Annotated in this window: 28 protein-coding genes and 1 pseudogene; 17 read left to right on the top strand and 12 right to left on the bottom strand. The window is 58.0% G+C overall.

What is annotated here, in order from left to right; all coding sequences use genetic code 11:
- Positions 1-147: 147 nt before the first annotated feature.
- The 6 genes from WDM24_RS36075 to WDM24_RS36100 all read right to left on the bottom strand — a co-directional run bounded on the left by WDM24_RS36075 (position 148) and on the right by WDM24_RS36100 (position 4497).
- Positions 148-1188: an IS110 family transposase gene (locus WDM24_RS36075; protein ID WP_338822064.1), complete on the bottom strand. Its 1041-nt coding sequence runs from the start codon at positions 1186-1188 to the stop codon at positions 148-150.
- A 457-nt stretch (positions 1189-1645) separates the two neighbouring features.
- Positions 1646-1939, bottom strand: coding sequence for a thermonuclease family protein (locus WDM24_RS36080; RefSeq protein ID WP_338825153.1), 294 nt, complete (start codon positions 1937-1939; stop codon positions 1646-1648).
- On the bottom strand, positions 1857-2720 hold the full coding sequence (locus WDM24_RS36085; RefSeq protein WP_338832587.1) for a hypothetical protein: 864 nt from the start codon (positions 2718-2720) through the stop codon (positions 1857-1859). The genes WDM24_RS36080 and WDM24_RS36085 overlap by 83 nt, the downstream gene beginning before the upstream one ends.
- Complete coding sequence (locus WDM24_RS36090; protein WP_338692194.1) at positions 2713-3015, bottom strand: hypothetical protein; 303 nt, start codon at positions 3013-3015, stop codon at positions 2713-2715. The genes WDM24_RS36085 and WDM24_RS36090 overlap by 8 nt, the downstream gene beginning before the upstream one ends.
- Positions 3016-3028: 13 nt before the next feature.
- Positions 3029-3670 (bottom strand): hypothetical protein, encoded by a 642-nt coding sequence (locus WDM24_RS36095; protein WP_338692195.1) that lies wholly within the window; start codon positions 3668-3670, stop codon positions 3029-3031.
- A 77-nt stretch (positions 3671-3747) separates the two neighbouring features.
- Complete coding sequence (locus tag WDM24_RS36100; protein ID WP_338692196.1) at positions 3748-4497, bottom strand: hypothetical protein; 750 nt, start codon at positions 4495-4497, stop codon at positions 3748-3750.
- Between WDM24_RS36100 and WDM24_RS36105 the strand changes: the two genes are divergently transcribed.
- From WDM24_RS36105 to WDM24_RS36145, 9 genes and pseudogenes are all read left to right on the top strand, one after another.
- Complete coding sequence (locus tag WDM24_RS36105; RefSeq protein ID WP_338692197.1) at positions 4465-4848, top strand: hypothetical protein; 384 nt, start codon at positions 4465-4467, stop codon at positions 4846-4848. The genes WDM24_RS36100 and WDM24_RS36105 overlap by 33 nt on opposite strands.
- 257 nt (positions 4849-5105) lie before the next feature.
- Positions 5106-5288, top strand: a pseudogene (locus WDM24_RS36110) (peptidase M23); the annotation flags it as partial.
- 36 nt (positions 5289-5324) lie between these two features.
- The gene (locus WDM24_RS36115; protein WP_338701629.1) at positions 5325-5468 is read left to right on the top strand and encodes a hypothetical protein; all 144 of its coding nucleotides are present in this window, start codon (positions 5325-5327) and stop codon (positions 5466-5468) included.
- Between the two features lie 871 nt (positions 5469-6339).
- A complete protein-coding gene (locus WDM24_RS36120) occupies positions 6340-6507 on the top strand; it encodes a hypothetical protein (protein WP_338692198.1) in 168 nt (55 codons plus the stop codon).
- A 164-nt stretch (positions 6508-6671) separates the two neighbouring features.
- The gene (locus WDM24_RS44565) at positions 6672-7232 is read left to right on the top strand and encodes a phasin family protein (RefSeq protein WP_414645650.1); all 561 of its coding nucleotides are present in this window, start codon (positions 6672-6674) and stop codon (positions 7230-7232) included.
- A 250-nt stretch (positions 7233-7482) separates the two neighbouring features.
- Positions 7483-9909, top strand: a complete 2427-nt coding sequence (locus WDM24_RS36130; protein ID WP_338822066.1) for a type IA DNA topoisomerase — start codon at positions 7483-7485, stop codon at positions 9907-9909.
- 154 nt (positions 9910-10063) lie between these two features.
- Positions 10064-10549 (top strand): cache domain-containing protein, encoded by a 486-nt coding sequence (locus WDM24_RS36135; protein ID WP_338692200.1) that lies wholly within the window; start codon positions 10064-10066, stop codon positions 10547-10549.
- A gap of 64 nt (positions 10550-10613) precedes the next feature.
- Positions 10614-10928, top strand: a complete 315-nt coding sequence (locus WDM24_RS36140; protein WP_338829129.1) for a pilus assembly protein N-terminal domain-containing protein — start codon at positions 10614-10616, stop codon at positions 10926-10928.
- A gap of 387 nt (positions 10929-11315) precedes the next feature.
- Complete coding sequence (locus tag WDM24_RS36145; RefSeq protein WP_338692202.1) at positions 11316-11732, top strand: hypothetical protein; 417 nt, start codon at positions 11316-11318, stop codon at positions 11730-11732.
- Positions 11733-11970: 238 nt separating this feature from the next.
- Here the strand turns inward: WDM24_RS36145 and WDM24_RS36150 are convergent, their stop codons facing one another.
- The gene (locus tag WDM24_RS36150; protein ID WP_338692203.1) at positions 11971-12882 is read right to left on the bottom strand and encodes an HNH endonuclease; all 912 of its coding nucleotides are present in this window, start codon (positions 12880-12882) and stop codon (positions 11971-11973) included.
- Positions 12883-13000: 118 nt separating this feature from the next.
- Between WDM24_RS36150 and WDM24_RS36155 the strand changes: the two genes are divergently transcribed.
- Both WDM24_RS36155 and WDM24_RS36160 read left to right on the top strand, forming a co-directional pair.
- Positions 13001-13258, top strand: a complete 258-nt coding sequence (locus WDM24_RS36155; protein WP_338692204.1) for a hypothetical protein — start codon at positions 13001-13003, stop codon at positions 13256-13258.
- A gap of 140 nt (positions 13259-13398) precedes the next feature.
- Positions 13399-14172: a GIY-YIG nuclease family protein gene (locus tag WDM24_RS36160; RefSeq protein WP_232674512.1), complete on the top strand. Its 774-nt coding sequence runs from the start codon at positions 13399-13401 to the stop codon at positions 14170-14172.
- 70 nt (positions 14173-14242) lie between these two features.
- Here the strand turns inward: WDM24_RS36160 and WDM24_RS36165 are convergent, their stop codons facing one another.
- Entirely contained in the window at positions 14243-14776 is a 534-nt protein-coding gene (locus tag WDM24_RS36165) for a methionyl-tRNA formyltransferase-like protein (RefSeq protein ID WP_338692205.1), read from the bottom strand.
- Between the two features lie 146 nt (positions 14777-14922).
- Between WDM24_RS36165 and WDM24_RS36170 the strand changes: the two genes are divergently transcribed.
- Positions 14923-16512, top strand: a complete 1590-nt coding sequence (locus WDM24_RS36170; RefSeq protein ID WP_338692206.1) for a hypothetical protein — start codon at positions 14923-14925, stop codon at positions 16510-16512.
- 85 nt (positions 16513-16597) lie between these two features.
- Here the strand turns inward: WDM24_RS36170 and WDM24_RS36175 are convergent, their stop codons facing one another.
- Positions 16598-17074 (bottom strand): hypothetical protein, encoded by a 477-nt coding sequence (locus WDM24_RS36175; protein ID WP_338692207.1) that lies wholly within the window; start codon positions 17072-17074, stop codon positions 16598-16600.
- 729 nt (positions 17075-17803) lie between these two features.
- On the opposite strand from WDM24_RS36175, the gene WDM24_RS36180 reads away from it, so the two are divergent.
- From WDM24_RS36180 to WDM24_RS36190, 3 genes are all read left to right on the top strand, one after another.
- A complete protein-coding gene (locus tag WDM24_RS36180) occupies positions 17804-18175 on the top strand; it encodes a hypothetical protein (protein ID WP_338829130.1) in 372 nt (123 codons plus the stop codon).
- Between the two features lie 171 nt (positions 18176-18346).
- A complete protein-coding gene (locus WDM24_RS36185) occupies positions 18347-19705 on the top strand; it encodes a hypothetical protein (RefSeq protein WP_338829131.1) in 1359 nt (452 codons plus the stop codon).
- A 5-nt stretch (positions 19706-19710) separates the two neighbouring features.
- Positions 19711-20286, top strand: coding sequence for a hypothetical protein (locus WDM24_RS36190; RefSeq protein WP_338692210.1), 576 nt, complete (start codon positions 19711-19713; stop codon positions 20284-20286).
- Between the two features lie 38 nt (positions 20287-20324).
- Here WDM24_RS36190 and WDM24_RS36195 read toward each other — a convergent pair whose 3' ends face one another.
- From WDM24_RS36195 to WDM24_RS36205, 3 genes are all read right to left on the bottom strand, one after another.
- Positions 20325-21344: a restriction endonuclease gene (locus WDM24_RS36195; protein WP_338692211.1), complete on the bottom strand. Its 1020-nt coding sequence runs from the start codon at positions 21342-21344 to the stop codon at positions 20325-20327.
- Between the two features lie 151 nt (positions 21345-21495).
- Positions 21496-22977, bottom strand: a complete 1482-nt coding sequence (locus WDM24_RS36200) for a hypothetical protein (protein WP_338692212.1) — start codon at positions 22975-22977, stop codon at positions 21496-21498.
- Positions 22962-24545, bottom strand: coding sequence for a VPA1262 family N-terminal domain-containing protein (locus WDM24_RS36205; protein ID WP_338829132.1), 1584 nt, complete (start codon positions 24543-24545; stop codon positions 22962-22964). Before WDM24_RS36205 ends, WDM24_RS36200 begins: the two co-directional genes overlap by 16 nt.
- A 302-nt stretch (positions 24546-24847) precedes the next feature.
- On the opposite strand from WDM24_RS36205, the gene WDM24_RS36210 reads away from it, so the two are divergent.
- Together WDM24_RS36210 and WDM24_RS36215 are read left to right on the top strand one after the other, a co-directional pair.
- On the top strand, positions 24848-25300 hold the full coding sequence (locus WDM24_RS36210) for a mobile mystery protein A (protein WP_338692214.1): 453 nt from the start codon (positions 24848-24850) through the stop codon (positions 25298-25300).
- The gene (locus WDM24_RS36215; protein ID WP_338692215.1) at positions 25297-25887 is read left to right on the top strand and encodes a mobile mystery protein B; all 591 of its coding nucleotides are present in this window, start codon (positions 25297-25299) and stop codon (positions 25885-25887) included. The genes WDM24_RS36210 and WDM24_RS36215 overlap by 4 nt, the downstream gene beginning before the upstream one ends.
- Positions 25888-25912 lie beyond the last annotated feature (25 nt).

Below are 25912 nucleotides of genomic sequence, written 5' to 3' on the forward strand. Positions count from 1 at the left end.
GAGAGCGGCATTTGCTGCCGGTAAACCGAGCGGAGTGTCTCACATGACCGGCTCGCGCCGAATGTACCACCTCTTCCTTTCCTGCAAGTTCCGGCCTCAGCGTCAGATCTAGCCGTCCGACGCAAAGCTCTACTTGTCGTTCGAAATCTATGTCGGCGTTGGGATCGGCACCGCGCTCGCAGCCCGGTACCGTTCGCCGGTAACCATCAGTTTCCAGGCTATCCGCGCCAGCTTGTTTGCTAACGCTATCGCCACTAGCTTCGGCGGCTTGCGCGTAATGATGTCTGTCAGCCAGGGCCAAGAGCGGCTCCCGCGTCGTCGCACATCCGCGATCACGGCTGTCGCGCCAGCTACCAAGACGGTTCGCAACATGCCGTCACCGGCGCGCGTGATGACACCGAGCCGATTCTTGCCGGCCGTGGAATGATTTTTTGGCGTCAGGCCAAGCCACGCGGCAAAGTTTCTTGCCGATTTGAACCCGCGCGCATCCACGACCTTGATTGACAGCAGCGTCGCACCGATTGGCCCAATTCCTGGAATGGTTGCCAGTCTTCGGCTCATCTCGTTGCTCCGATGGATTTGCGTGAGCTTCTTATCGAGCGTAACGACCTGATCATCGACGCGCGCCAGTTCTGCAGCCAACGCCTCTATCAACTCTATCGCCAGGTCCGGGACTGTCGCATCAGCCTTGATATCGATCAGCAATTGCGGAAGCCGCGAAAGCCCCTTGGGCACGGTAAAGCCGAACTCAGCGGCGTAGCCGCGGATCGAATTGGCGAGCTGGGTGCGCCTACTGATGAACTGAGCCCGCACGCGCGTCAGCATCTGCGCGCCCTGCTGCTCGGGACTTTTGACCGGCACGAAGTTCTTGCGCAGTTTTGGCCGGCTTGCCGCCTCGCAAATCGCCTCGGCGTCCGCAGCGTCGGACTTCCCTCGCTGCACATACGGCTTGACATATTGTGGCGGGATCATCGCGACCTCATGTCCGAGCGATCGTAGCTCCCGCGCCCAATAATGCGACGCGCCACAAGCTTCCATCGCGACAAACGCTGGCGGCAAACGACGGAAGAACTCCAGAACCTGGCCGCGCCTCAACTTGCGCCGCAAGACTGGTTGCTCCATCCCGTCAACGCCATGTAGCTGAAATACGCTTTTTGACGTGTCCAAACCGATTCGAACAATTGCCACGGACGGCTCCTTCGTTTGAGGTCATCGACGACCCCCATCCTGCTACGCACACCGGCGGAAGGGGGCCGTCCACCCCAACACGAGAGCCCGGTGCGGCGAAAGCCGCACGCGCGCAAGCGAAGGAATTCGGCCGTCGAGATCTAGATGTCCTCGCGTGTATTCGTCCGCGCGTCATAGATCCTGATCTGAAGCATGGGAAAACGTTTCTTTAGTTCTTCTCCGCCCGCCCTGGCGCCGTCTCTGGTTGCAAACTCGGCTTTGAGTCGGCCGTCCACTTCAAGTGCGTAACCAGAGGCCGGCGGTTCACGATTGGCTGCAACCATTTCATTCCCATTGTGCAGTAAGGTGGCTCGGAATGATGGGTAGCGTGAGTCGCCCAAACGGCGCTAGACCCACCCGCCCCAGTGTGGTGATCAACCATCGCACCTTGTGGATTGACGCCTCGCAATGGATCGCATCAAGGATGGGAATTTGCATCGTCCGAACAGGCGGACGGCTTTCCGCTGGCGCGGATGCATGCACGATAGAGCCACGGCTCGACGTAGCTGCCCTTCCACAATCCTTGGCCGGCACGCTCAGCATCGCGCTGACTTTCGTCATATCTGCCCTTTGAATATTGAGGCCAATCCAGTGCGAGACCGTTGCGCACAAGCCATTCCCCAAGATCCCTACCTGCTACTGAACAGGTCGCGACCGTGTGGCCATACCGGTCGAGGCTGAGCGGGACACAGTTGACTGGGCGCCGGGCAATGTAAGCGTCTAGGTCGTTCGCGGCCTTCGAACCGCAGCGGTACACCTTCGAGCAACTGCTGAATGCGCGCATGATAGAATGAGAGAACAGCTTGGCTCTCGCCGGCAGAACGAGCCCGATTATAGTCTTGAATGGCGGGCTGAAGCGCCGTGCGGTCGAATCGCGGATCGGTCTTCTCCGCCATTGGCTGTGCCTCCGCGGTCGCGACGGCAGCAAAGATATCGCGCCCTGCGGGCGGCTCGATCCACGTCAACAGCGAGCCGAGATGCTCGTCCTCGCCTTCTTGCTGGCCACTCGCAAAATGCGCGCAAAGCGCCTTGGTAGCAGCGATTAGGGCCTGCTGCCCGGCCACAGGCGAGCGCTCGCCGGCATAAGTCCACAAAGTTCCGAGCCGTTTGATATCGCCTTCATCAGTGAAGCGCAGACGATCGGCAAGTGTGTCGAGATGCCCGAGGGCGCCGGAGGAAGACACCCAAATCTGCGGAAAGGTCCCGGCTGCGCGGCACTCGGCATAATAGGCCTCGAACAAAGGCAACAGCCAGCGTAGCAGACCATATTGATCGTCACGACGACGAGGATCGGCGACGACGTTAATCTCGGGCGAATAGCCGAAACGGCCGAGCGCTGCGGCATGCACGGAGGTATCCTCGCCAGCCATGGCAAGCAGCGTCAGGATGCGCGCATGAGGTTGGATTACCAGTTGGCGCTGCGCGACAATCGGCACGGCCTGGCCTCGCTGGAGTGCCCGCAAGCGGGCTGCTACATGGACAAGGTCAGCCATTCGCAGTCCGATCAAGTAAGAGGGCCGCGGCACGAAGCTCGGCTGCAAGAGCAGCCTCTGCGTAATTTTCGGGCGGCCGGCCACGCCCATCCAGCAAGTCGAGCGCGCGCGTGATTGAGCCCGCCGCGGCGAGCTGCTCGGCAGCAGCGTCGCCCAGGATGATCGGTTGCCCGGCAGCGAGCGCTTGAGCGCGGCAGTGCTCCCACAAGGCGCAATGCTCCTTGCAGTTAGACCGATAGTTATTCGGAATCTGGTCGATGACGTCGCGGCTCGCAAAATTGGCGCCCGCCGGCACCAGGCGTTCGACCTCATCGAGGTCGGCGGGGGGCGGCCGAGAGCGCTCGCACAAGCGAAGCCATTTCGGACTCGGCTCGCATGGAGGTAAACAGCCGCGGCACGAACGAGCCGGGAGCTCGAAGCACCATGTCGATACGATCACCGGCTCGATCCGGATCGTCGTTGCGGCTTTCAAGGTGCTGACGCAAGGCCAGCGTCCCAACCGACGCTTCCCGGCACGCCGATCGTATGTGGGCCTTGTCAGTCTTGCCGCCTCGATCTGCGTAGGACTTGATGACGCCGACCAGCGCGAGCGGCAGCCGAGGGTTCAGAATAAGATTCGGGGCAAGTGGATTCCCCGAATGCTTCAATAGGAGACGCTGGGTTTCGAGTTCACGCCGCTGGCGGGCAAGCACCGTGTCTCCAGGCGCATGATCGGCCACCGATGAGACCTTGACCTCAGTCGGCCCCAGGTGCCCCTTGTCACGATAGGCCGTCAGGAGCGAGGTCCCGCCGTTCTCCAGCAGGCGGCGTTCATAGGCTTGGCTGAGCGTCATCGCGAACGGCGACATGATGTCGGGCTCAGCGCGCAATACGTGTTTGACAATCTCGGTGGGCGTGAGCCCCGCAATGATGATCGCGCGCAGCCGGGTACAGCCGGCGTTGCGAGCCACGCTCTCAATGCCGCGCGCTCCAACCTCCACGGCCGGGATACCACCACGCAGTCGAGCAAGGCGCGCGTTAGCCGGAGTCACCTAATCGCCCTTTCGGCTGCCTTTGTGTCGACCATGACAGGACGACCCCAAAGTTTGAAAGAGGCGGCACTCGACGAGAGCCGAGCAGCAGCGGACTGTCGCTCGGCGAAATCGGCATCTTCGAGCATCTTCAGTTCGGCCTGCGCAGCGTCGGTCACACGCTTTGGATCGATCGGCTGCCCCGTATCACTCGCGCCCGGAATTGATCGCGCGAATGAGAACAGCAGCCGCTCAACGGCCTTTGCCTCGGCCGCCCCGACGTCGCGAAGATGAGCCAATCGACGCGCGAGGTTGCTTGCGATTCGCAGATTGTCAGTGCGCATGCTACGCGAGCCGATAATTCGGCGTTCCAGGGCCCAGGTGGAACTCGTGAGCAGCCTGGGAATGGCGGTAAGCTCGACGGCGCTGATTGCGGGCAGGATCCAGGCGGGGCGCGCAGCAAGGTTTCGCCGCGCGGCATTTTCCTCATCACGCCGAAGGCTGGCGAAGCGCGAAGGCGAAGGTCGATTGCCGGTGAGCGCCGCTGTCAAATCTGCAACGAGCGCTGGCGCGGCCGGAACACCCAAATCGTCGAGCGCATCAAGGGCAAGCTCGCGAAGAGGTTTGGCAGGTTTGCTCGATCGGGGCGTTGCGATATCGCGCGCTTCGAGTTCGCTAAAGCGCAGAGCGTCTGAGAGACGTTGATATTCCGCAGACAGCTCAGTGATTTTCGCTTGGGCACGCTCCCGGCCGGCTGCATCTCGCACGCCCAAAGCCTTGGTCAGCTCGGCATACGCCTCCTGCTGCCGATTGTTCTTGGCGCAGGAGAGCTGGTCAATCGACTTAACATCTCGCGTGGGACGCTCGATAACTGGCGAAAAGCGAACAAGATAATTGCTTTGCGGAAGGGGCTTCGCAACTTCCTGTACCCACTTCGGCAGTTTGAGCGGCGAAGGCCCGTTGAAGGTCTCGACGTGATCGCACCATTCTTCACGTCACCCGAAGAGACATGGGAATGGCTGGTTTCCCCCAACCGGATGACCAGCGGCAAGCCGCCGATCGACAAGCTACGTGATGGTGATCTCCCGCTTGTCGCCATCGCGCGAAAGCCCCCTTAGGTTCCTCCTGATCAGTTGCTCCCGGCTGAGGTACTGCTGACCTCGGCATGTTGATGGCCGGGACTGTGATATCCCATTCAAGGCCTTGAGAACCGAGTGCTGCATTCAGCGCCCCCGGCGCGCACGCGCTCAAGACCACCGTCAGTACATCAACAGTCATGCCAAAAGCATCGACCAATTGATCGGCATGATCTATGAATGTCTCGATGTTGATTGAGCTATACCAGATATCGCCGTTGACAAATTGTAGTTCGTCGATGGCCTGTTGCCGCCTAAATTCGGTCGCTAAATCGCCGTTCCTGAGCGGATGGCAGGTGTTCGCCGAGCCGTTCGTCTCGTCGGCCCATGCACAGACCGTCGACTGGCAGAAGGTCGATGACACGCTGGGCCGAAAGCCCGCCGTGTCGGGCGACGTGCATCGCTACGGCTTTCCGATCACTCAATCGAAACTCGCCGACGCGCTTGGACTGAGCGTCGTGCATGTCAACCGCGTCCTTCAAGCGTTCCGAGCCCAAGGCATCCTTGATTTAAAGCGCCAAATCGTCACGCTTGGCGACTTCGAAAAAATCGTCCAACTCGGGGGATTTGACAGCCTTGAGGACAATATTAGCGCTGAGTAGCGCATGCTGCGGTTACATGTTGAACAGGATTAGAAGGCCGAACATCGCCAGCAAACCGACGCGTATCCGGCGATGGCAATCCAGTCGTAGCGCATGGTCGCACGCTAAGTCCTGCATCATCCGGACGACCTTGATCTAGATCAAGAATACATGGGTCCTATGGGAAGTTATGGGTCCAGAGGCGCTCTCTGGAGGCTATTTTCTCGGAGCACACGCACAGTTATTCGGGCAAGCCCGCCTCTCGAAAGGCGACTAAGCCAAGCCACAAGGGTGCCTCAGCGCTTCCCTGGCTTCTTCAGGTAAAGAAGCCAGGGTTGCTTCCACTCGGCGCCGCCCACGCGGAATAGGCGGCATCGTCAGGTTGCATCAAACCGCGGCTTCCCGCCACTAGCCATTGGGGTTAGCGACTTTTGTCGGCATGCCGCTGGATCTCCCCGCCAGCCCAGCCAAAGCCCCTCCCGGGGCGGGTTTCGCGCGCCCTTGGGTTGCATTAAGCTTGAAAGCCGATGTTTGAAGCAGTGTGGAAAATATCATGGAAGACGCGCTAGAACGGGCCTGCCGATGAAACCGCTAATCGGACTTATCGCGCTGCTCTTTACGACCGGCGCATTTGCACAAGCCGCTCCCCCGAAGGCGGCTAAAAGGCCGCCCGTTCAGGTCAGGCCGCAAGCGCCAATGGGTTGCAAACTGGTCGGCACGGTCAGGGGCACCAAGATCTGGGCGGGCGACTGCATTGCTGCGGCACCCGCCGCGGAAACTCCACCACCGCCATCACCCCCGCCTGCACCGCCTAGCGGCCTCAGCGCCCCTGCAGAGAAGCAGTGATTAGGCGACGTTCCGCCGGCCGGTTGAGAATCGGTTGAGGCAAGAAATGACAGTCGTCGACCTGGAGGAGCTAGCAGAAATGGCGGTGCAGCTAGAATCCACCGCGCGCAAACTTGCTCCGAGCCCGGAGCGCTATGAACTACTTCGAGACGTCGCCCGATTTCGCGCGCAGTTAGCCACGAGACTGTCGGAGCTGAAGGCGAAGAAAAAATGAACGATCTCGACTACCTTGGAGCGCGTCAGGTTCGCCCGCATTCCATTCAGAGTTCCGTTCACCACACCAACGCCGCGTAACGAACAAGGCAGAACCGCGATTTCATCGCAAACATGGCGGAGTATCTTGGCGTCTGGTTTGATGCAGAACAGCGGAGTTCAGCAATGGTGACGACCCACAAGGATAAGCCGCGCGGTAAGCCACGCCAGCGCAGCCGGAAGGCGGACCAGCGAAACCAGAAACCTGATGATCAACAGCAGAGCCCGAAGCTCGCCCAGCGGGATGAGGATCGAATCGGCGCAATGGTCGCGTCAATTGACACCGTCACGAACGGCGCAACTGCGCCGGCGGAGCCTCCCTCAAGCGGGGCACCCGCCCCGGCGGATGCGCCCTTGATCGGCGAAGTCGCACCGACGGATGCTCCCCCAATCGGCGCAGTCACACCGGCGGACAACTGGCCAGTCAGTATTCAAACTATCGGGAATGCCTACAGGGACTATACCAAGAGGTCGCTCGAGGAGACCGGGTCCTTTGTCGAGAAGCTCATGGCTGCGCGGTCGTTCGATAAGGCGATTGAGGTTCAGACCGAATTCGCAAGGCAGGCTTATGCAAACTTTGTCGCTGAGTCACAGAAGATTTGTGAACTCTACAGCGAACTTGCCAAGCAGTTCATCTTCAGGCCTTGGGAAGGCTTCGGGGCGAATGTGACCCAAACCCGGCGCTAGGATTTCGCAGTAGCAGTACGAAAAGCAAACCGGCGGCAAAAAGAACCCCCGATCGAGCCTCAGCGTTGAGCTTAGGATCTGCCATCAACAATTATCGACACCAGTTTGCCGACGATCGTTCCGCCTACAAGTGCGATTGAGTCTGCCAAACATCCTTTCTGCGAAAGCACGACGTTCAAAGGACGGCTTGTAAAATACATTTGTTCACTATATGTTCCGCGCCTTGAAGTAGATGTCTCGCGAGCCCGTCGTGGTTGATCAGGTCGTCATCACGGAAAAATCCAGCCAGGCGAAAGACATCCGGGCTGCCGTTGGGTCGCGCTACGGTGATGTTCTCCCGGCCGAGGGTCATTTGTTCGACCTGGTTGAACCGGAAGATGTGGTGCCAGAATGGAAACGCTGGTCGCCGATCCTCCTGCGGCCGGAGGGTCTTTACGGTACTCGCCCGGCAGAGGGCGGCAACAAGGCCGCCAAGCTCAAAGCCATCCGAGAGGCCCTACGCACCGCCCGGCAGGTTTGGCTCGCCACCGACTGCGACCGTGAAGGCCAGCTCATCGGTCAGGAAATTCTCGAGCATTACAATTTCCGCGGCCGGGTGCTCCGGGTGCTATTCACCGCGCAGGACGCGCAGACCATCCGGGACGCGTTCGCGCGGGCAAAATCCAATGCCGAATATGCCAGGCTTTACGCCGCGGCCGTCGCCCGACGGCAGGCGGACCAGATCTACAACCTGTCGCTCACGCGCACCGCGACCGTCATCCTGGGGCAAGGTGCTCGGCGCGTGATTGGGGTTGGTCGCGTGAAGACGCCGACCTTGGCGATTGTCTGCACCCGCGAACTGGAAATCCGAAACTTCGTGCCGCTCTCATATTTTGAGGTTGTCGCGACCGCGAAGGTTGCCGGAGGGCAATTCCAGATGCGCCACGCTCCGCAGGAGCGGATTGTCCGGCGCGAGGTCGCCCATGATATCGTCAATGCAGCTCGGGGCTTCGAGGGCGCGCTTGCCGTGCGCGTCGAAGAAAAGCGGCATGGGCCACCCAAGCTGCACGATTTGCCGTCACTACAGAAACTGTGCGGCTCTCGCTTTGGCTGGCCGGCCAGCAAGACGCTCGAGGTGGCGCAGGAACTCTATGACGGCCAGGACAAGAAGATCATCACCTATCCGCGCGCGGAGGTACGCTACCTGCCGCAGAGCTTGATAGCGGACGTTCCGAAGATCGTGATCGGACTGCAGGTAGGCCAAGCGTTCAGCGCAATCCCCCTGCCAGAGCCACCGATGATCCGCAAAGGTGCAAGCGGCAGTTTCTACGATAAGGGACTGGAGGGCGCGAGCCATCACGCCGTCATTCCCAATGTCAACACGATCGATAAGCTGCGCGAGATCTGGCCTCGTCTGTCGTCCGATGAGAAGAAACTGTTCGACGTCGTCGCGCGGGCCTATCAGGCAGCGCTGATGCCCGACTTCCGCTATCGGCAGACAACCGCAACTCTCGACGTGCATGGCTTCGAGTTCCGCGCCTCCGGCCGCCAGCCCATCGATCTCGGCTGGCGCGCAGCATTCCCGGACTGGCGGCCCGTCGACGAAAAGGGCGATGAAGCACAATTGCTTCCGGCGCTGCGCAACGGTGAGACCGCACAACTGCAGGATTCCAAAATTGAAGACAAGGAAACTCGGCCGCCGCCGCGCTACAACGAAGGCACTCTCATCGATGCGATGCAAAATGCTTGGCGCTTCGTCGACGACGAAGCCCTTCGGCAACGCCTGAAGGAAGCCAAGGGTATCGGCACACCGGCGACCCGAGCCGAGATCATCAGTGGGCTCAAGAAGCAGAGCTTTCTGATGACCCAGGGGAAGCACATCCTGCCGACGGAGACCGGCCTCTCGCTATTCGGCGTTCTCAAACAGGCTGACCCTGCGCTGGTCGACCCTGGCGTAACTGCACAATTGGAATGCTTGCTCGACGATGTTGTTGTCGGCAAGCAGGAGATGCTCGGCGCGATCGACGCCGTGTGCGATGTAGCTCAACGCATCATCGGCAAGCTGAAGGAGGGCGCTGCGAACGGAGGGCTACCCTCGTTAGGTGCTGCAGTTGGCAACAACTCCGCAACCTATCCGCCCACACCTGCGATGAAACGTTTTGCCGACAGCATCAGCCGGCAGAAGGGCATCAAGCCCCCGCCCGGCTACACGACGTCAATATCGGTCTGCCGCAGATTTCTTAGTGAACACGCGCCCAAGACAGCAACTAGTGAAACGTCTGGAGAGCACAAGCCTGTCAGTCCGGCCCAGTTATCGTATGCGAAGAAAATCGCGCGGGGGAAAGGCGTCGTCATTCCCGACGAGGCCAAAGCTAACTCCGCCGCTATGTCCGCTTGGATTGCCTCGAACCGTTCAACGAACCAGCACAAGCCCAGTCGGAAGACCGCACACACGCCCGCACGATCGGCTGCCCGCCAATCGATAGCTCCGAAGAAACCCTCCCGGAAGCGCAAAGCTAAGGCAGCTGCCGCTGCATCGACGATTGCTCAGGCAAATTCCGCAACCGGCACGCCACTGCGGATTCCTTATGGCAACAAGGACATAGCGCTGAAGCTGGGGGCCCGCTATCGCTCGGGCGGATGGTATGCCCCGCCGGGAGTTGATCTTACTGCATTCGGCGAACGCGGATGGCTATAACGATAGACAGCGAGCCCCTAAGGAATTAGGTGTTGCCAACCCAAGTGCTTAGCGACTTCCAGCATTCATTACAAAAAATTAACTCGCCATTCGACGATCCGCCACCACCCTTTGTCACCTAGCAGGGGCGCCGCACTACCCAAGGAGGTCACCAATGAACTCCAATGCACTATTTGTGGGTCTCGCGCTTACGACATTTATCGCGACTGCTTCGCCGGTATTTTCTCAGCAAGGTCCGCCTCCGTCAGAAAGGGCAAAACAAGTCGTAGCGCTGGTCACCAAAGCTGCGGCACTCATTGATAATAACGGTAAGGCAGCTTTCGAGGATTTCAGAAGGAAAGACGGCGACTGGTTCCACGGTGACACGTATCTCTTTGTCTACGATATGAATGCGAACGTATTGCTCAATCCGGCTTTTCCGAAGCGTGAAGGAACTAACGTGAGTGGTCAAAAGGATGCAAAGGGCAAGCTATTTCATAATGAAATTATGAGCGCAGCTGAAACAAAAGGATCAGGGTGGGTCGACTACATGTTTCCGAAGCCGGGACAGACAGAGCCTTCGCAGAAGTGGACCTTCGTGAAAAAGGTAACAATCGATGGCACTCCGGGCCTGGTCGCTTCAGGCTTCTATCCGGAATAGTCATTGAACTACGCGAAGTAAGAAGGGCACCTGAAAAACTTGGCTCAAGCACGCCGGAGACATCATGGTCGCTGCAGTGCTTGGCGTGCGAACTTGCGTTATCGTACTGGTCTTGTTCCTAACCACGGTCTCGGTCGCTTTAGCCGCGAATCAAACGATCACTCTGAGGCTGGGCACTCCGACGGTACTTGCGCTTGAAAGTCCTTACAAAACGGTGCTGATCGGCGATCCGAATATCGTCGATGTTCATGCGTTCAACGATCGCCGTGTCACACTAAAACACCTGAACCTCGGAGCAACAAATCTTATTTTCGTGGACAACAGAAACATTGTGATCATCAACGTAAGAATCGTAGTCTTGGGTCCAAGCGAAATCTGAAATGGTATTCATCGTTCAACACCATTGCGAGCGCGTTCACGAAAAGGGTGGCTCCCAAGGGAGTACGTTCGTCGTATCGTTTCCGTGGATCGTCGGCAAAAGCTCGCATGCGCAAGCGCTAGCTAGGAGGTCGCCAAGGGGCCCTTCGGGCTGACAGCGAGAGCTTAGGGAAGCTCTCAATTCGTAATAATGTCTGTGTTGGTCAAACTCGGAAGCCGGTACGCGCAATCGTGACGTCCGCTTCACCCCCGGCACCGGACTATCGATAGCCAACGCGGCACTTCCGAGTTTGCCCGATTCTGTTGAAAAAAGGCGACTGTTGCGACGCAGAGGGATCAATGATTCAGCACGGGCCACCCTCAACCGAATGTTGCGGTAGCGGTGGTGATGTTTTCGATCGCCGCTTTATCTCTAGCCGTCCTGAGGCGCGCGGTAATTCAGCTTAGATCGGGCTCGCTGCGGCTGGATGAAACTGGCTTTGAGTTCGCGGGTTACCGTCGTGAGCGATATCTTTGGAGCGATGTGGGCGACTTTCGTGTTGAGCGAGGCGGTAAGTTTGAAAATGTCGGCTTTCGAGTAAGGCCACCAAAAGATGATCCCGATGCGCTGTTTGCTGGTATTTTTGCTGGTATCGAGGGGGCAAACGTTGACGACGAATTTCGCTATTCCCGAACGAGGGAATTGAGCAGAATGGCTCGCAAGAACGATCGCGCGAGCGCCAACCTGAGCACGTCGACGGCCGCGATAGCGTCGACCAAAGCCATTTGTCTCATGCAGAGTTGGTCCTGGCGTACGCGTAGCTGAAATGGCACCCGTGCCGCGTGAGCATAACGACGGCGAAGCCAGCATGCGATTGACGACAACACTGCCATCGATTTGCGGGCATTCACGAGCAGTTCGTGTTCAATACCCAGGCGCTGCATCCGAGCTTTGTCGAAGAGCCGCAGGCGCCTGAACTGCATTTGGCCCACTCGCAGGACGCCTTCTATCTGGTTTAGTGGGCCATCGGATTTCCCATCGGACACCCGGCTCACAACGTTCTCTATGCGCGCTTGCGACGAGCACGTTGACTGGCAATCAGAGCCCTCAGCTCCTTGAGGGTTAGCGGGATTTCGCGCCGATGAACCATGCGGTGGCAATTGGCGCAGAGAACGTCAACGTCATGGACCGTCGAAACGCGGACCTCGCCGCCGGCGATCGGGCGTTTGTGATGGACCTCGACGTAGTCCTCGCCGATATCTCCGTAGACATCTGCGAAATTGAAACCGCATCCTTGGCAGGTGGTTCCGTGATGATGCTTTGCCGCCTTCACCAACCCTGCATTGCGGGCGAAGTACGACGCTTCACGCGATGCACGCTGGCCCTCCTGGAACGCCGTCTGATCCGTCTCGCCGGTCCCGTTGGGCTGTGCGCCCCTTCGGACTAGATCGAAGTTCTGTAGAAACCGTTCATAGTTCGGATTGCCTGCCGGATAGAAGATGTTGCGCTGACCGATGAACCCTCGATCGATCCGCCGGGTCTTTCTCGGTACCTCGAGATCGCGCTCCGTGGCCGGAACGAGATGAGCATCGACGGACGAGGCCTGAAAGTAGTATTCCCAATCGCCGCGAATTGAGCCCTTCTTCGCTGGTTGCAGCTCGCGAAAGACGATCGCGTTCTCGTACCAGCCAACGACTCTCAGATTCATACTGAGCTTATCCACGGCGCAGAATACGATGGTGACTCCATCTATGGATTCATCAGCCGGGTTGGCTCCCAGATTTTCAAGCTTGACGTTTTGGCCTCGGTTCTCGACGAAGCCGAACACCGAGCCTTTCTCATCGGCAAAATTGAGCTGCTCAACGGCGAACTCGTGCGTCGCCGGGTAGCTCATATTGCCCGCGAAGATCTTCTCCTTTTTCGATTTGTATTCTTCGGCCCAAACAAGCCGGCACAGCATTATCTTTTGAGGCATATCCACAAATATCCGGCAATCAACAGACTCGAGAAGGACCTCACGAGATCGCAACTACAACGTTTGATGGACTTTACCTACACGAAGCGCGCCGGTATGTCACCCCGCGCGCCGCATCGTGGCAGCCGATGCTACGTGGTTTGATACGGCGCGGGGCGAAGCCATCTATGTTGGCAATGCATTTTGCGAGAGGGTAAGCGCGTGGCCGACGGTCAACGAACTCATGCAGCTCACACGAGATGAACTTTGCGATCTCGCCGGCAGGATTGAGGGCACTCTCTCAAGCTTCGAACGCGGCACGGCCGAGCGCGTGAACGCCCTGACCAGCCTCGACAACATCCGGCGCGTGATGGTGAGCAGGGGTTTGCACCATTAGTTGCACATCCCTGCAATCCACCTGATGTTGTCCCCAGCAAACAGGATGCGCGCAGATCGTCGAGCGGCCAGAATTGGCATATCTTAGAGTGATTCACTGACATTCGGAACGATTTCACGCCTCGATGGACGGAGTGGGTTATGGCCGAAAGTGCAGAGGCCGTTTACGCATTGGCTAACGTCTTGGAGCACCTCGGCGCCCCTTGGGGCTTGCCGGAAGACTGGATCATCCTCTGCGACAACGATGATCTGCGCCATGTGCCACGGGCAGCAGCAAAAAGACTGCTCGCGAAGGCAAAGAAGGAAACAGCGCGCCGATGGCTATTCGGTCGCTTTGATCCAAGCGAAATGGACCTGGAGCTTTCGGAACAATCCGAAGGCGGTGACGGCACCGAGATATTTGACGATAGACTCTTGAAGCAGCGGGCCATCGACTCGATCGATGATGTCGTATCAACGGTCAAGTCACTGCGAGAGCTGTACACAAATCGTGCGATCGATCCGGGCCAGGCGACGGCTCACCAGGCTACGGTGGCGGCGCGCGTGGAGTTTGGGTACCCGAAGGAGCCGCCATCTCGAACGGATTGCTTCGATGAGGATGTGCCTCGCCAATGTCGCCGTATCATCAACGAAATTTACAGCCCCAAGGTGAGATCCTCCGAACCGTTGGTCTATTTGATCAGCACCGACAATCTTGAATTCGTAAAGATAGGATTTACGACCCGCCTTGAGCACCGATTGAAATCCCTGCGGACGGCTTCACATGTCGAGCCTACGGTTCATTTGACGATCCCAGGCACACGGACACTTGAAGGCGAGCTTCACACGCGGTTCGAGGCGGCGCGCTACAATCGCGAATGGTTTCGCATGACGGATGAAATCAAGACATTCATCGCCTCAGAAAGAGACGTCTGAAGCTCGAGGCACGACACGTCCTCACCGAGCAGGATGTGCGGACCAATTCTGGTCGCCTTGAAGTCGTGGATCACGGGCGATACAGGTCGAAGAGATGCCTTGCGGGGCTGCCTTGTGCCTGGTGCGCCCATACTTCAATAGCCGGGAGTTCTGCGACTTCGGCCGCCAGCCGATTGATCCGTTGGAAGAACCGATCGAGACTTCCGTGACCGTAAATCAGGTAAATGGCCCGCTCGTAACCCACCCTTCGGCGAAACAGGGAAAGGGTCCGAATATCCTTTGCGACCCCCTCCGCGTCGGCCATCCGCGACTTGACCTCAATGATCGCATGGTTGCGTCCCATGTCGCCTGGACCATGAACCACCAGGTCCGGCTTGGCATAGCTTGCATCCAGTCTGGACAGGACGGGATGCGCCGCCTTGTCGACCTCACCGTTCAGGCGAAAGGGCCCATCGTCAGGCCATCGCCGCCGCATCTGGTGGTAAAGCTCGTAACAGTAAACGCGCTCGCGATAGACGGGGCCGCCGCCGTGTATCGGCAATTGGAAATATTCGTGGCCAATGTCGGCCGTCGCCGAAGCCAGCAAATCGCCTAGATTGTTCATCACCGGCCCCAAAGTTCGTTTCGCTATGAGCCGAAGCTAGGCGCAGCTCAGGAATTTGCATAGGCCAATAGGCTAAACCAGGCTATCGAGACGCGGGGTCTTCAGGATCGTTTCGCAGCACTCTCGGGACAAATTGGTTCGAATGCATGCCGGTTGACCAGGCGACGATCGAGGCCGAAAGGGCCATTGACGAGGCTTTTGCATCTTCGTCGCTGCTTGCTCTTCCATCCAATCAGGCCATGTGGACGATTCTCGCCGTAAACGAGGACATCTTCCTCAAGATGCATACCGAGCGCCCGCATGAGGAGATGCATATGGTCTCCGACCGGCTGCTCAATTCCTTGACGCATCCCTTGCGGGCTTGCATGCGGCGGTGGAAGGACAGCCGCCGCCCCGTTCGTCGCTCCTACGTTTCGGACGACTACGGCCATGCGTGGCAGTGGTTAAAGCAGGCCGAAAATTACGATCAATTCTGTACGATCTTTCCTCTCTGGCACCGCAAGAAGTTGAAGCTGTCGGTCGAGGGCAAGCGCCTTCTGATCGAGCCCGCGCACGAAGACGACAAGACTTACGAAGCCTACAATCGCCTGATCCGCAAGGAAGGACGGGACGATCCGGTTCTCGAACAGCCACCTGCCGAGCTCTTCAAGCTTTTGCGGGATCGGACGAAACTGAAGGAAACCTGGTTTCGGCTCAAGTTCGATCGGGAGGTTGTGTCGCGCCTGGTCGATTTCCACCGCGAACCCACATCGCGCCGTTTCACCCTCCCCGACCATTGGCGCTTCTTGAACTTCTCACTCAAGGAATTCCGGACCGTCATGGTGACGCTGCAATCCATGATGCACGGCTGGTACTTGGTTCGTACCATGGTGGCGAACGGCCGCATGAAGGGCTTGGGCTATCCATCTTCAGTCTGGCTTCTGGAAAGAGATGACCTGACCAGCCAGCTTGCCGAATACACCGGCGTTTCGCACAAGTCCCTGAATGCTATTCTCGATCTCGTCACTTTCGGATCGAGCGGCATACTCAATCCCGATATTGCGACGCAACCGCTTATCGATCTCGGCAACAACCAGATCGCGCTCGCGCCGTTCGTTTTTCTCAATCTGAATGTCGAGCGCAACCTTTGCACGCTCCTCAATCAGATCAAGGAGGAACGTGATCACTACTCGCGCCTGGTCGATATGAAGGAAGATGCGCTTGTTGGCGAGATCCGAGATTTTCTGACCGACACAGGGTTCGAGGTTATCAGCGGAAGGCTTCAGAGCACCGACGTCGACTGCGCCATTATTGATCGACGGAACCGCTGCTGTCTCTGCCTTGAGCTGAAATGGTTCATTGAGCCGGCCGAGATCAGGGAGATTGGCGATCGTACGAAGGACCTCAAGAAGGGTGTTGAGCAGGCAAAGCATCTCAACGACCTCTTTCGAACACACGATCCGCGCCTGGAACAACTCTTCCGCATCGATGCAAGTTATGACTTTCTGAGCGCTGTCGGCTCGGTGAACTGGATTGGCATGGGGGATGTCCAGGACCCGGCCATTCCTATTGTGAAGGTCTGGCACCTGATGGGCGAGCTGAAGGAGAAAGGCTTGCCGTTCATCATGGACTGGCTGCGCCAACGCGACTATCTGCCGAAAGTCGGCCAAGACTTCAGTGTTGCGTCGCTTCCCATCAAAGTCGGCGATTGGAGTGCCGACTGGTACGGCATTATGGCACCGGATCCGGAGTCCTAACGAGGATAAGCGTTGATCAACAAGAAACCCCTGCCGGGGTTTTACCCGACAGGGGCCAATCATCTACTTGTCCTGACAGGCAAGCTTAGCTGCGGGACGCTTCCATGCGTCGCGATCCGCTGCGGCCACGCGCCGGGCGGCGCGCGGTCCTTTTCGGTGCCTTGGCCAGTTCTACCTTCGCGTCGAGGAGTTCGGCGATGACGGTTTCGGCCTCAGTCAGAAGAAGCTTGCTCTGCTCCCCGCCGGTCAGCTCCCGCCATTTGAGCCGTGTCTTGTAGGGCTTCGCTGGGTTGAAGCTCTCGGTCGGCTCGAAGGTCTCGATCCTGAACACGATGGCCCGATTGACGGCAACACTATCCTCGGTGAACAGGTGAAGCTCGTGTTCCGTCGCAAACTCCTGCGGCGTCTGTTCGGTAAGAACGATGTCCCGATTGAGCATGACGATACGTCCCTTGTAGTCCTTCTCGGGCTTGAACTCCGGATTGGCTGATGGATCGAGGGGCTCGACGAACGCGGCCTGCTCGACGGGCACCAGTTTTTTTCCGATGGTGATGACTTTCATGTGGATCTCCTGTGTGTGGGTGAAGGAGATTCAGGTGTAGCGAAAACGGACGCGATCCCGGATCGAAAGGATTGGGAATCGGGGCGAAACGGTTGGGAATGTTTGGCAACCTGTCGCGGACAGGGCTCTCCGTTGCCGTGACCGGCTCCCGCGTGTCTTCCTTGCATCAATCCGAAGGGTCGTCCTCGTCGGCCAGCGTCGCGGTGAGCGGGTCGTATTTCCAGAGAGGCAAGCCTTCCTCGACCAGCAAGTCGGCGCCATGGCTGTCGCACGGAGCCTCTTCATCAGTTCGTTTGTCACGCGTAGGGCGAAGCGCCGATCATCCCGTTCTTTCGCATCTCCAGGACGCTTCGGATCGTAGGGAATGGCTAGCGCGACAATACAAAGAACAGCCTCGCCTATCTCCATAAGACCGCAGAGATAGTGCTCCTCTTCGGACAGCCCCCTCGTGATTGATCGGTTTCGATTCATGCGCATGACCTTGGTCGCGCGCCAGTCGCGACGTGCCAAGCAATAGTCTGCTCGCGCGGCGCGAGGAAGTGGAATGTTTGGTACTGGGTGGGAATCTTCGGTAGTGGCCGTCGAACTCGCAATCGTCGAACTCACTTCAGTCGGTTGATTGGCTCAATTGGATCGCTACAATATGGTGCAGGCGGTGTGCAACTTCTCCTAGAATGACCGAATGCCAAGGCCCGCCCAAAACCGAGGGGCGAACGCAATGAGCGACCCGTGAACAGCCCACCGTTCGCCGCCAGCTTCATTTTCGCAGACGACGCCAGGCTTGCGGCGCAGCTCTCTTCGTTGCTCGCTATGCCGGGCCATTATGTGGCAGTTTGCGATGGTCCTCGCATGCAACGTCCGGATCGCAAGCTTGAAGTGCAGCGGCGGCACAATGCCATGGGGCGAACGCGCACGAAGACCGCGTTCATGGCGGGTTTGCCAGAAAGCGCCGTCCAGGCGCTCAGCCAATCGTTGACTGCGCGCAGGCAGGTTCCCTGCATTCGTATTTCATCCTCGGATGATATCGCTTCGGCAATTCCAAGAACGGGTGGTCGCGACATTCTGACCTGGGTCGCGACCGTATTGGTATCGGCCTGCTGAAAGCCCTCCGCGGCGGGCAGGAAATCGTGTTCGAAGACAAACAGTTACCTTACGAGTGGATACCGTCTAAAAGCGGTCACATCGTTGTATGCGAGCAGGGCGAGGAGATCTCCGAAGTCATCGGCGAACTACGCTTACGCCCTGGACGCCGGATTATTCCTGATCCCGGAAGTGGACAGAGACCGGGCCCATGAAATTCTCGAGGCCTTCTACTCACTCAATGATCGGCCCGGCCTTACGCCCCAGGAAGCCCAAGCAGGCCTGACGCAGGAGCTCCTCAATCTTTGTGGCTCGATACCAGTGCCCGAATACGGTTCAATAACCTTCGTCGGCAGCCTGCCGTACGGCTTCGCTTATCCTGAATACCCCTCGACGCATCTGTTCAAGTATCCGGATTTGGGCTCTGCCGTTGTCAACGGGTTCGCGGCGGAGCAGCAGTTACAGCCGGGCACTGGCGTCGTGATGCTGGTCGATCCCGGCACGACGCCGGCGCCGGAGATTAAGTCCGCCGTCGATCTCCTGGAGCCCCGACGTGCCTTCATCCGCGTTTACGAAGACCGCGGCGCCAATGTGCGGCACGTCTCCGAAATGGTGGAGCACTTCCCCTATGATCTTCTGATTTTCGCGACGCATTGTGGCGATAGCTCGGGCTATCGGCAGACTTACGAGTATACGGATTCCGAGGGACTAAACCGCACAGTGGTGGACCTGGCCGTCGGCTTTCAGCGAACGGACGATCCCGAAATACTGAAGGTCGGCCACTTTTTCCGCTTTGTCTCTCTCGACAGTGTTGATTGGACCGATCGAACCGCGAAGGCCAAGTTGTATGTCGGCGAAGCCGTGCACGATTTCAATCGCCTGATGGATAGCGGTCCCAGCACATTCAAATACACCAAGAGAGAAACGATCGACCGTGTTGTTGGCTCGTCGGCGATGATGATGTCTGACAGCAACTTCATCTTCGCCCAGCATTCGATAGCTGGCATGGGGACACCGGTCATCATCAACAACGCTTGTGTCTCGTGGCACAGGCTGGCCGGGGACATGAACTTCGCTGGTGCACGCGCTTACATTGGAACGTTGTTTCCGGTGACTCCGATAGAGGCTTCGGAGGTGGTCACGCGAATACTGGATACACATTGGGGCAACGCGCTGGCGATCGCGCTTTGGGCAGCTCAACGCGACGTCTACGAGAGAAGCCAAAGGCGGCCCTATGTCGTGTCGGGCGTCTATCCTCACGCCTTCGCGTGGAGCGGCTTGATTACCCGGCGCGTATCCGAAAGCGCCTCGGCGGCAATCTTGCGGGCTGGAAGGATATGCTTGCAGGACTCAGCAAGAGTGATGCGAAACGGATCGAGGCCGTCGAGGAGATCATCCGGATGCACGAGCGTGAGCTACAACATTTCGAAGATGTACGGAACCGGAATGGCACGCAGTTATAAAGCAGTTGTAATAAAGAAGCGTTTGCGTCGTGCGGATGATCGCATGACATCACGCAATTTCCTGAATGGGATCGCTTGTCTATGCTAGATGCAATGAAGGAATACGGCAGGGCGGACTTCATTCAGCAACAACTCGGCCTAAGTGCGTCGATCGGCCCGAAGCTCGCCGCCATCATCACCTTTGCTGGCAGCATCGAGTATTATTTGGAGCGCGCGCTGTGGCGGCTCCGGCGTATCGATCCGAAGGGCGTCAAACCCGAGACAGATGCACGGGTGATCACCGATTTGATTTCAATGCTTGAACGTTTTGCAGCCGACCTTGCACCGGGGGATGAAAAGACACTGCTTGAAGGGTGGTGCAAGTCAGCACGTGACGGCTTCACGATCAGACACAACATCGCGCACGGCGTGGCCCTGCCGCGCGGTGGTACGCTGGTGTATGCGAGGAACCCCAGATGGCATGGCGAGACACGCAAGCGCGAGTTTGGTGACTTCTGGGCCGACGGACCCACGCTTGACCTTGTTCGCGAGGCGATGGCTGTTCTTCTGCGTCTCGCCATTCAACTCTCTCGAGAAGAGATTTTGCTGAAGGAGATAGCGAACCCACTAGCCCTTAAGGCGCTGCGCACGGCTCGCTCGGTGCTTGGGGAATTTGCCAGCCAAGTTTGAGAAGTATTGAATATGATGTCGCATGGCGCCGAAAATGTTCATTTGCGACGCTCCCCGAACCGCCAAGCATCGGCAAGATTTGAAGTCTCAATGTCTTCGAAGGTTACCGGCTTGCCCACGTCGAACAGGGCCTTGGCTTTCTGCATCGCCTCCTCGGAGAGTGGCCAGTAGCCAAAGTCGGTCACCAGCCGCGGGACGCGAACCCGCGTCACCAGCGACATCAGCTCCTTGTGGGCGATGGCCGACAAGGCTTCCTCAGAAGTCACCGGCTCCAGGGTAAGCGGCCCCTTGATCTCGTCGAACTTCGCCGCAATGTGCAGGCGCTCGACTTGCCCGGCCTCCACATTTCGCAGAACGCTCTGACTGAACGTGCCCGGTATGGACGCAATCAAACCGGTCACGGTTGTCGTGGCCATGACATGCCACATCGCTTCCTCCCGCTCCGGCTTCAGACTGATGATGTGCTCGCCAATGATCGAGGGAATTGCGCCTTTCATCCAAAGCCAGGCCATGCACGAAAGCAATTGCAGGCCGGAAGGCTCATCCGTCAGGTCCAAGGCTGCATTGATGAACTGCGGATTGTCGTCGAATCCCCCTTCGACGTAGGGGAACACGCTGAGCGAGGTTTGCGTTATCAGCAAGAAGACCATGGACTGCATCGCCGCGCTGATCTCTTGCTTGAGACGGTCCGCACTGAGACCTTCGAAGACAAGCGTCCTGATGCCGCGCGACTTCGCTGCATCTTGCGCGTCGGTCGTATATCCGTTGGCGCTGACAAGTATCCCTTGCTGCACGGGGATGCCGACTTCCTCAAGAATGCGAATCAAGCCATCTACAGCCGCAGTGCCGAGCGCTTTGGCCTCGTTCTTACAGCCGAAACCGAAGCGCACCGGATACCCCGCCACATTGGCTGTGATCAGAACATCGATTTCGCGGCGACGTTTTGTTTTGCTGTTCAAGACAGGCAGCTTCTTCCGCTTCTCGACGACAACTCCCGGCATCTCGTGCATCATCGCGACGAGATCTTCCAGTATGTCTCCCTTGCGCTTAGCAGTCATTCCTTTCCCTGCCGCATCGCGATTCTCGTCTCCGCTTTAGCGTCTCACAGCATGCCGTTGCGGGCAAGACGAAGGACGGCGTTAAAATGGGATTTGACTTGCTCATGAACTCGCACGGATTGTTGTTTCATGTATTGACCGAGCTTGCGCTTTAGGTCGGCTGCGCCGGTCCATACATAAGCGTAAGGTAGGAGCTCTGTAAGCCGTCGGGCACATACAGTGTCGCCTGCGGCAGCCAGTCGCCGCCACTCCGGGCCACCTGCGATGCATGCGCATAGGGCTGGAGTTCGGACAGCAGACGATAATATTCATGAACGATGTCTGAAATGCCTTCGTGCCATTGATCTTCAAGAACGGAGATCCGCTGAAATATCGACGTAGCCGCCTGATCCCGCGCATCCTGGGTCATGCATTCCAATACATACCCGACGACCGCATAGTCGAGATCCGACCGCTGTATCGCGGTGCGCGAGCCATTGTCGCTGAACCGCCAAGCACGCCAACGCTCAAATGCGATTGTCCAGAGAACAGATCGCCGCTCGAGCGAGGCTCCGGCACAAAACGCTCTGAGGCAATTGGTGATGGACTGGCGCATCGGATTCGGCTGCACCGATCTGCTCCACAAACGAATTGCGTCGACATACGCTTTGAGGGCGGCATCCGGCACGTGGATCAAAGCTCTGCCGAGAGCCTCCTGTAATTCAGGCTGCTGCGCCAGCGCGAGCATCCATCCGTCCCAACACGACGGGTCCTTCGATACCTCGATGAGGAGGTCTGTGAGCAGGGCGGTTTCGCTAGAGGTTGGCGTCCGGTGCGATCGCCATTGATCCGTGAAAGAGCGGTAGACGGCAGCAAACTGAAAACGTCGACTTTCGCTTTCCAAAGCCAACTGAAGGCACTGCTCGGGTGTAAAGACCTGCGCGAGGATAAACGTGAGTGGCGTCTTCTGGATTTTGTTGAGGCACGCGAGAAGCTGTGGCCTCGCATAGCGAAGCAAGAAGCGCATCGTCTGCGTTTGGAGGGCGCTTGGAAATATCGGAGGGAATCTACGCCAGCCACCGATGATGTTGGCCCAGTCGCCTTCGGCGTCGGCTTTCAAGAAAGCTTCGACGATTTCGGTCTCCCGGATCGGCGGCGGTTGTCCGCCGGCACTGACGATCGTGAGATCGATCGATGCGGCAACGCGGCTCAATTGATTGACGAGGTTGCTGTTCGCACCGATGTCATCGGGCAGCAAGTTCCACAGCGCGTTCCCGGAATCGCAGGTTTGAGCGACAACGATCATGGCTGTCAGCCGTGCAAGCTTCGAATCCGACGCTGCATCCCATATGCGCATCCCGTCGATTAACCAGCGCAGTAGGGACGCATATCGGGTCAGATCGACAGCACCGTCAACCGACTGTTCCGGCGGCCAAGGCGGTCGAAAACTCAACCGGATAAAGTTGAACTGTTCATGAAAGGCGTGGAACAGCTGAGCCGCTTGATCAGCGTCCTCAAGGAGGCGCAGCGGCTGTTCGAAACCATCGATGAACGTTGCGAGCTTGTCGGGTGTCAGCTCTTCTCCGTCCTTCGCGGCGAGGCCGAGCGCTTGGGCAAGAAGCTCATTGCCGGAATTGTTCACGGCTTTTTCCATACGAGATGTTCGGGCTGATCAAGCTGACGCCAGAGATCTTCGAACGCATCGCAGATCAACTGGCCATCTTCGACTCTCTGGAGGATGTGATGTTGCTTACCGAGCCCGTTAACGGACGTTCCAAGGGACCATACCTGGGCTCCGGTGCGGGTCACCGGGAACAAGAGAAACCGATCATGAAAAGACCAACCCGCCATACCAATCCGCGCGCGGAATTCCAGGCGAAGGCTGCTCCAGTTTGACTTTATTCCGGTGAAGAAAGCGCGTTGCTGCTCAATGAACCTTGTCTTTGACGTCGACGTTGAGGACTGCTCAGCCTCGAATCCCTGTGCATCGGAGAGCGCGCGCAAATCTGCGTCGGCGTAGGGACAGTGGAACAGAGTCCTGATGATATCGTCGGCGCTGAGGTAAGGGTCCCAAAGCCACGTAGCGTCCTGTCCATTTTGGCGAATAAGAAATCTCACATCCTCGATGGCCTCTTCGTGCAACGCCTGTTGCTGACCTGACTGCGGAAGATACTGCTTGAAAGCGCGGCTTTGCCGCAATCGGCTTGCCTCCTCGCGATATATGCGGGACTGTCGCCACTCGCGAACGGGATTGGAAGACGCATCGCCCACGATGTTCTTGACCGGTCGCGGACTCACGCCAACGCGATAGTTGTCAAAGCCGCCCGTAGCGTTCGGGACAGAAAAGACGCGCGGCTCGCCTCCCACGATCTGCATGGCAAGTTCGATAGAGCGGATGAAACTCATTTCTCCGCTTGCCGCCAGCAAAAGGCCGTTTGGTTCGTCCCACAAAACCGCGCGGCGGAGTCCCTCTCCGTCTTGCATAGGCAACAGTATTTGCGGCTGATCAAGATTTCGGGAATTGAAGCCTGATATCGCGCCGTCATCCTCCGTCTCGCAAAGCACGCGCAGCGTCCGCGGTGGCGCCTTTGGATGCCAGGCGATATCGACGGTCAATTCGCCCGTCTCGCGCATCTCTCCAAACTTCGATTTGAGGACGGTAACTGGCAATTGCACCAAGATGTTGCCGACGCGATCCGACAGGCCAGCCAGTCCAATGGGCACATATTTGCGCACTGCCTCGGATAGCTCCTGTAGGGCGGGCGGATCGTCGAACAATGCCTTTAGTCTGGTTTTGGTCGTGTCGACCCATTCGAAGATATGCGAACCGGACCAGAAATTGTTCTTGAGGACTCGATTGATAGGGACACTGCCGGCGTTTTCGGCCGGAACGAATTGCGCTGGAATAGAGACCAGCTTGGCGACGCTTAGTGAATGTCCGGAAGCGTGCCAGATGCCGCTCGAGCAAAGATCGTCAAGGGAAGGGACCAGCTCGGCAATCGGTTTCAGATAACGCTTAATTCCAAATGACCATCCCTTGAGCGATCGCAGTACAATGCGTTCAGGATTCAGATATCTAGGCTGCTCCTGAGCATCCGTTAGTCTCTCTTCAGCGACCAGGATCGTGAAGATGTTGATGGGCTGAGCATGGTCAGGCAGCGAGGCGAAAACCTCGGTTACTTCAAAATGCGTGTAGAACCCAAGAAGGCCGGCTCGATGCACCGGGCTATTTCATTTTTGGCGATGGCGGGATTCCAACTTCGCGGGAGCATGGGCGGATGTCAGATGTGAGCCGATGACCGGCAGCAAGCCAAAATAGAACATTAAGGGAACACTCTCAACCCTTGGATGCAGCAATCCGCTTTGCCAAGACTCAATCCCTGCCGACCAAGACTGAATAATTTCAATAAGATATTTCTTATGATTTCAGGTCTTATTTATAAGCTATATCTTATTGTGTTTTGCCTTTGTAATAAGGCATACCTTATAGATTTGGCAACTAACTATATGCTATACCCTATCGTATGAAAGACGCCATCCGCCATCTCGACAGCCGCTTTACCACGCTCCGCGCGCTTTCGCATACACAGCGCCCTCCCAAGGGCTGGATTCGCGCGATCCGGGACGCGCTCGGTATGACGACAGCCCAGTATGCAAAGAGACTGGGCGTATCGCAGCCACGCATCGTGGAACTTGAAAAATCCGAGCAAGGCGGCAGTGTAACCCTCAATACGCTTCAACGCGCGGCTGAGGCCCTCGGCTGCCGGCTGGTCTATGTGCTTGTACCCGAGCGTCCCCTCGCAGAAGTTGTAGCCAAGCGAGCTGCCGAGGTCGCTGAGCGGCAATCACGAGCTATCGAGCAGACGATGCGGCTCGAGGACCAAGCTGTGGAGGACAGTCAGGCTGCCCGCGCGCTTCGGGAGCAAGCGATCGAGGATTTGTTGAAACGCCCCGCGCGTCTCTGGGATGACGAATGACTGATAGTGATCTGCACGCCGCCGACGATCACGCGACACCGCTGTCACCGGCAGAGCGTGAGGATCTCATCCCGACGCACATCACTTTGCGCAGCGAACTGAACGAACTTGAGCAGCAGAACATTGCTACGGCAAACCGGTGGGCGTTTGGACGCCGCAAGGTTGCGACGCGGGAAAGTTTTCTCAAGAGCTTGCATCGGCGCATGTTCGAACGTGTCTGGCGCTGGGCAGGCAAATTTCGAACGACGGAGCGCAATCTCGGCGTCGCGCCACACCTGATCGAAGTTTCGCTGCGCCAGGTGCTCGATGACGCGAGATTTTGGGTCGAGAACAACACCTATCCACCCGACGAACTTGCCGTTCGCTTCCATCACCGCCTGGTATCCGTACATCCGTTTCCAAACGGCAACGGCCGCTGGTCACGATTGGCTGCTGATGTGTTGATCGTGCAGCTTGGCGGCCAACGCTTCACATGGGGAGGCGCCGACTTACAGAATGCTGGCACCGCCCGTGCGACCTATATCGCTGCGCTTCGGGCTGCCGACAACCATGATCTCGGACCGCTCGTTGCTTTTGCGCGATCGTAAGGCCGTCCCGCAGGCTAGGCCGACC

Source organism: Bradyrhizobium sp. 27S5 (assembly GCF_037217225.1).
In the GTDB taxonomy this organism is placed as follows: domain Bacteria; phylum Pseudomonadota; class Alphaproteobacteria; order Rhizobiales; family Xanthobacteraceae; genus Bradyrhizobium; species Bradyrhizobium septentrionale.